The following is a 575-nucleotide window of genomic DNA, read 5'->3' as shown; positions in this document are numbered from 1 at the left end:
GGCTGCATGACATAGCTTATCTTGGAGTTGTTGAACTTTTTCCTTTGGTGTTGTTAGCCTTGTGGCATTCACTCACTCGTACCTCCTTGATAAAGCTTGAACAAAGCAGGACTCCTTCCCTCCCGCCGGTTATGTTGTCCTTGCGGTTCCTTGGTACTATGAGCCCCTCGGACTCCCTTCCTGCAGAAAACCCACTTCGTCTTTTGGACTTATAGGGCGCCTCTTTACAGTTTTTTTTCCTGTGCAGGGGAGGGTCTCCCCAGTTCACTGCACCATCTTTCATACCATGCCGATCCCCATACGCCGGAGGTTTCTTCGTTGTTGTTCCAAGTTCTTTACAACTTCCATGGCCTTCATCCATCATTGCGAGACTCGGCTTCCTCTTTTCCCTCTTGCGAGGCCTTTTTGACGACGCGGCAGGATTCACTTTATGTTACGGCCTGATATGTTGCTCGCCCTGTCTCTGACAGGTACTTTCGTCGATACGCTTCTACGTACTGATTTCGCCATACGCAGGTATCCTAGCTACAAAGGTGGCTTGGTCCCTCCTTCGGTTGGACTTTCACCAACTAGAT

The 575-nt window shown here is 49.7% G+C and carries 1 protein-coding gene; it reads right to left on the bottom strand.

All coding sequences use genetic code 11. From position 1 onward, the window contains the following. Positions 1–16: 16 nt before the first annotated feature. Entirely contained in the window at positions 17–364 is a 348-nt protein-coding gene (locus tag GC093_RS07970) for a hypothetical protein (RefSeq protein WP_171651344.1), read from the bottom strand. Between the last annotated feature and the right edge of the window lie 211 nt (positions 365–575).

It is taken from the genome of Paenibacillus foliorum (assembly GCF_013141765.1).
GTDB lineage: Bacteria > Bacillota > Bacilli > Paenibacillales > NBRC-103111 > Paenibacillus_S > Paenibacillus_S foliorum.
Note: the sequence above shows the minus strand (reverse complement) of the source record. Positions and strands in the feature narration are given on the sequence as shown.